The organism is bacterium (assembly GCA_030654305.1).
In the GTDB taxonomy this organism is placed as follows: Bacteria; Krumholzibacteriota; Krumholzibacteriia; order LZORAL124-64-63; family LZORAL124-64-63; genus PNOJ01.
Genome location: JAURXS010000067.1, coordinates 1 through 4,828, shown reverse-complemented (window position 1 = coordinate 4,828; position 4,828 = coordinate 1). Strand labels below are relative to the sequence as shown.

The 4,828-nt window shown below is 69.9% G+C and carries 6 protein-coding genes; 5 read left to right on the top strand and 1 reads right to left on the bottom strand.

Features of this window, described 5'->3' with window-relative positions:
• From Q7W29_01685 to Q7W29_01665, 5 genes are all read left to right on the top strand, one after another.
• Positions 1-226, top strand: a 226-nt coding sequence (locus Q7W29_01685) for a FlgD immunoglobulin-like domain containing protein (protein ID MDO9170522.1), incomplete at its 5' end; no start/stop codon positions are given.
• A gap of 234 nt (positions 227-460) precedes the next feature.
• Entirely contained in the window at positions 461-832 is a 372-nt protein-coding gene (locus tag Q7W29_01680) for a hypothetical protein (GenBank protein MDO9170521.1), read from the top strand.
• A gap of 97 nt (positions 833-929) precedes the next feature.
• A complete protein-coding gene (locus Q7W29_01675; GenBank protein ID MDO9170520.1) occupies positions 930-1,868 on the top strand; it encodes a hypothetical protein in 939 nt (312 codons plus the stop codon).
• Positions 1,869-1,949: 81 nt separating this feature from the next.
• On the top strand, positions 1,950-3,803 hold the full coding sequence (gene recQ / locus Q7W29_01670; protein ID MDO9170519.1) for a DNA helicase RecQ: 1,854 nt from the start codon (positions 1,950-1,952) through the stop codon (positions 3,801-3,803).
• 230 nt (positions 3,804-4,033) lie between these two features.
• Entirely contained in the window at positions 4,034-4,432 is a 399-nt protein-coding gene (locus Q7W29_01665) for a hypothetical protein (protein ID MDO9170518.1), read from the top strand.
• A 27-nt stretch (positions 4,433-4,459) separates the two neighbouring features.
• Here the strand turns inward: Q7W29_01665 and Q7W29_01660 are convergent.
• The coding region (locus Q7W29_01660; protein MDO9170517.1) for a tetratricopeptide repeat protein at positions 4,460-4,828 on the bottom strand (369 nt) is incomplete at its 5' end.

Here is a 4,828-nt window from a genome sequence, read left to right as displayed (position 1 = left end):
GATCTCGTTCCTGCTGTCGGCCCCCGCCCGCGCGACCCTGGTCGTTTTCGACGCCCGCGGCCGCCGGGTGCGCGGCCTTTTGGACGAGTCGCGCCCGGCCGGTCCCGCCTCCGTCATCTGGGACGGGCGCGACGATGCGGGCCGCGCGCTGCCGGGCGGCGTCTACGTGGCAAGGCTGAGCGCCGGTTCCGCACCGCTCGCGATCAAGCTCTCGTTCGTGCCATAGCAAGGGGATCGCGGCCACCGTCCGGCGGCTTCACCGGGAATCCGCTTCCCGGTGAAGCCGCCCCCCGGGCGGCCGTCGCCGGACGCGGCGTTGTTTCCGCTTGCAAACGGCGAGCTGATCCTCGATGAATGTCCCGTATATCCATCTGCCCGACAGATCGCCCATTCGTTTTTCGACCGATCGCGGCCCGCCCGTCGGGTCATGCGCTTCTGTCCGCGAACGCAGGAGGGTGTCATGCCCGGGTCCGTGCAGGTTCTTCACGATCATCCCATCATCGAGACGAGTTACCGCGGCGTAGTGTCTCCGGAATCACTGTCGTTGCTCGTCCGTGAAACGATCATGACCTCCCGCGCCAGTGGCGTGACCCGCCTGCTGGCCGACTGCACGGAACTTGCCGGTGGGCATTCGGTCGTCGACCTGTACGCGATGGTCGAGGCCTTCCTGGCGAACGATCCCGACGGCGCCGCCAGGGAGGCGGTCCTGTTGCCGAAGGGGCACGAAGCCTTCGAAAACGTCAGGTTCTGGGATAACGTCTGTCGCAATCGCGGCCTCTGCGTCCGCCTGTTCGAGGACCGAGGACAGGCGGTCGCGTGGTTGATGGAATGACGGCCGGGCATGATTCACGTTGAGATTGCTCGTCCGCGGTGATATGAGAGCAGGTGTTCATCGCCTCGACGGTCCATCGCGGGAAGGAGCTGCGGTCATGAAACTTCGCACTCTCTTATTCGGCTCGGCGATTCTCGTGGCGTGCGCCGGAGGCGCGCTCGCCGCGGAACTGTCCAACCGCGGCGCCTTCGGCGAGTTCTTCTTCGACACGGCCACGGGTCTCACCTGGTGCGACCCCGACGTGCTGACGGACACGGACCGCACCGCGCTCGACGTGTTCATCACCCGCAACTCGACCGGCTGGGCGTGGGCCACGAGCGCGCAGATCGACGCGCTGCTGGGCAGCACGGCGCCGGCCGGGCTCGACCTCGTGGACGTCATGGGCGCCCCCCAGTTCATCGTGGGCGCCGGCGGTCCCCGCTGGATCGGCTATTACGCGGCCACCATTCCCGACGGCTGGTTGATCCAGTCGGACACCGAACCGTACGATGTCCTGACCCAGTCCGGCAGCCAGTCCGGTGTCGAGATCTGGGGTCCCGGCGGCTGGTTCGTGAACGCCGCCGACCCGACCACGATGCCGCGCCTCACGGATCAGGGCGCACACCGGCAGCTCTTCCACGACGGGGGCTCGGGCCTGTACTGGTGCGACCCGGCCCTGTTCGTCGGCCTCACCCGCGATCAGGTGACGGATTGGCTGACCGTCAATCCCGGCTGGCGCTGGGCCACCGCCGCCGAGGTCGCGGCGCTGGTCGGACGGCTGTCCGCGGGCGACGTCTCCCTGGTCGAGATCCTGGGCGCGCCGCAGTTCCAGGCCGGCGTCGGCGAGCCGCGCTGGATCGGCTACTACGAGCAGGCCACCCAGCCCGACGGGCTGCTGCTGGAGGCCAACATCGATCCCTATTTCCACATCATGACGAGCTACGGCACCCAGTCGTTCGTGGCGAGCTGGAACCCCGGCGCCTGGGTCGTGACCGAGGGGGCGCCGACGGCGGCGGCGGAGGCGTCGTGGGGAGAGGTGAAGCGGATCTATAGGTGAGATCGCGCCCGTGGCGCGTGATGTGCGGGGCAGCGCCGTTGCGGCCTTGCCCCGCGGCCCGCTTCTGGCTAGCCTGCCCCCATGGAACGCACCGCCCTGGACATCCTGAAATCCGTCTACGGCTACCCCGAGTTCCGCGGTCACCAGGCCGAGGTCGTCGACCACCTGACCAACGGCGGCGACGCCCTGCTGCTGATGCCCACCGGCGGCGGCAAGTCCCTCTGCTACCAGATCCCCGCGTTGCTGCGTGACGGCACCGGCGTGGTGGTCTCGCCCCTGATCGCCCTGATGCAGGACCAGGTGGACGCCCTGCGGCAGCTCGGCCTGCGCGCGGCGTTCCTGAACTCCAGCCTGAGCGTCGCCGAGGGGCGTCGGGTCGAAGCGCAGCTGCTGCGCGGCGAACTGGACCTGCTCTACGTGGCGCCCGAGCGCCTGCTGCAGGAGCGCACGCTCGAACTGCTGGACGAGGTCACCCGGGCGCCGTCGCGGTCGGGCCTGGCCCTTTTCGCCATCGACGAGGCCCACTGCGTCTCCCAGTGGGGACACGACTTCCGCCCGGAGTACCTGCAGCTCGACGTCCTGGCCGAACGCTACCCGGACGTGCCGCGCCTGGCCTGCACCGCGACGGCGGACGAGCGCACCCGCGAGGAGATCCTGCAGAACCTGCGGCTGCAGGGCGGGCGCGTCTTCATCGGGGGCTTCGACCGGCCGAACATCCGCTACCGCGTCGTGCCCAAGGACAACCCGCGCCGCCAGCTGCTGGACTTCCTGCGCGCCGAGCACGCCGGCGACGCGGGCATCGTCTACTGCCTGGCGCGCAAGAAGACCGAGGAGACGGCGAAGTTCCTCAGCGAGCAGGGCATCCCCGCGGTGCCCTACCACGCGGGGCTCGACGCCGCGACCCGCCGCCGCCACCAGGAACGCTTCCGGCGCGAGGACGGCCTGGTGGTGTGCGCGACCATCGCCTTCGGCATGGGCATCGACAAGCCGGACGTGCGCTTCGTGGCCCACCTCGACCTGCCCAAGAGCGTCGAGGGCTACTACCAGGAGACGGGACGCGCCGGCCGCGACGGCCTGCCCGCCGACGCCTGGCTCTGCTACGGTCTGCAGGACGTGGTGATGCTGCGCAAGCTCGTCGACGCCTCCGAGGGCGACGAGATGCACCGCCGGCGCAACCTGCAGCAGCTCGACGCCATGCTCGGCTACTGCGAGGTGACCGACTGCCGCCGCCAACGCCTGCTGGCCTACTTCGGCGAGGTCATGCCCGAGCCCTGCGGCAACTGCGACACCTGCCTCGAACCGCCGGACACCTACGACGGCACCGTGGTCGCCCAGAAGGCCCTGTCGTGCGTGGCCCGCACGGGGCAGCGTTTCGGCGCCCAGCACGTGATCGACGTGCTGCGCGGCAACGAGAACGAGCGGGTGCGGCGCTTCGGTCACGACCGCCTATCGACCTACGGGATCGGCGGCGAGCTCGACGACTTCGGCTGGCGCAGCGTGTTCCGGCAGCTGGTCGCGCTGGGCCTGCTGGCACTGGATCCCGAGGGCTACGGCGGCCTGCGCCTGACGGCGGCCGCAGGTCCCGTGCTCAACGGGGGGCGTGAGCTGCGCCTGCGGCGCGACGTGCTGACGCGCACGGCGGCGAAGGAGCGCAAGCGCAAGACGCCGGCCGCGCTGACCGTCGATGCGGACGTCGAGGTCGACGCGGCCACCGCCGCGCTCTTCGAGCGGCTGCGCGTCCTGCGGCACGGGCTGGCCGTGGAGCAGGGCGTGCCGCCCTACGTGATCTTCCACGATCGCACCCTGGCGGCCATGGCGCAGCACCGGCCGGCGTCGCCCGAAGCCTTCCTGTTGTTGAGCGGGGTGGGGGAGACGAAGCTGCGGCGGTACGGGGAGCTGTTCCTGGCGGAGATCCGCGCGGCCGCCGCCGATTGACGCGGAAGGGGGCCACGGCGATGAGGCCAGCGGCCAAGCGGCGGCGCTGATTCGCAAGCTGGTCAGGGCGCGGATCGCGGAGAACGCAGCGCGGCGCAGACGCCCGCAGTGTTGAGGCCCTATTCGACCTTTCCGGTATTGTGCTTAACTTGTGGTGAGCCGGACGAGCCGCTTCGCGGCCCGCCGGCGACCGCGGCGTCAAGCCGAACCAGCCGTCCAAGGAGCGCTCGATGAAAACGGGTCTGTGGATCGACCACCGCAAGGCCGTCGTCGTGGCCGTCAACGGCAAAGAGGATGCGACCACGCTGATCGAGTCGAAGGTGGAGAAGCAGCTGCGACGCACCGGCGATTCACCCCTCAAGGGCTCCTTCGAGCCGACGCGGGTGCCCGCGGACGACAGCCGCCAGCGGGCCCTGACGGGGCATCTCAACGTCTACTACGACGAGGTCATCGCGTGCCTGCGCGATGCGGAGTCCATCCTGATCTTCGGTCCGGGCGAGGCGAAGAACGAACTGAAGGCGCGGCTCGAGGGCGGCCAACTCGACAAGCGCGTCGTGGGGGTCGAAAAGACCGACAAGATGACGGACCGGCAGATCGTCGCCAAGGTCCATCAGCACTTCGCCGGCTAGCGATCCGCGCCGGGCTCCGTGCCTCGTCTATCCATCCCGGACCGAAGCCAGCTCCGCCCGGATCGTGGACAGCTCGTCGGCGGTGCCTGCGCCCTGATCGGCGATCCGCAGCGCCCGCTCGTAGTGCGCGCGTGCCTCCTCCCGCCTTCCCTGCATGGCGCTGATCCTGCCCAGTTCGATCACCACTTCCAGGACCTGCGGGCTGTCGTCGCCGAAGACCCGCGCGCGCACGGTCAGCGCCGCCTCGAGCAGCGTCCGGGAGCGGGCGGGCTCGCCGGCGTCGCGGTACATGTTGGCCAGGTAGACCTGGGGATAGGTCGGGGACGGGTGGTCTGCGGGCAGCACCCTGGTCAGGATCTCCAGGGAACGCTGCGCGGTGGCGATCGCCTCGGGCAG

Excerpts from the sequence above, each read along its gene's own strand:
- Q7W29_01665 (MDO9170518.1), top strand. The coding sequence starts at position 4,034 with ATGAAAACGGGTCTGTGGATCGACCACCGCAAGGCCGTCGTCGTGGCC.
- Q7W29_01675 (MDO9170520.1), top strand. The coding sequence starts at position 930 with ATGAAACTTCGCACTCTCTTATTCGGCTCGGCGATTCTCGTGGCGTGC.
- recQ (MDO9170519.1), top strand. The coding sequence starts at position 1,950 with ATGGAACGCACCGCCCTGGACATCCTGAAATCCGTCTACGGCTACCCC.
- Q7W29_01680 (MDO9170521.1), top strand. The coding sequence starts at position 461 with ATGCCCGGGTCCGTGCAGGTTCTTCACGATCATCCCATCATCGAGACG.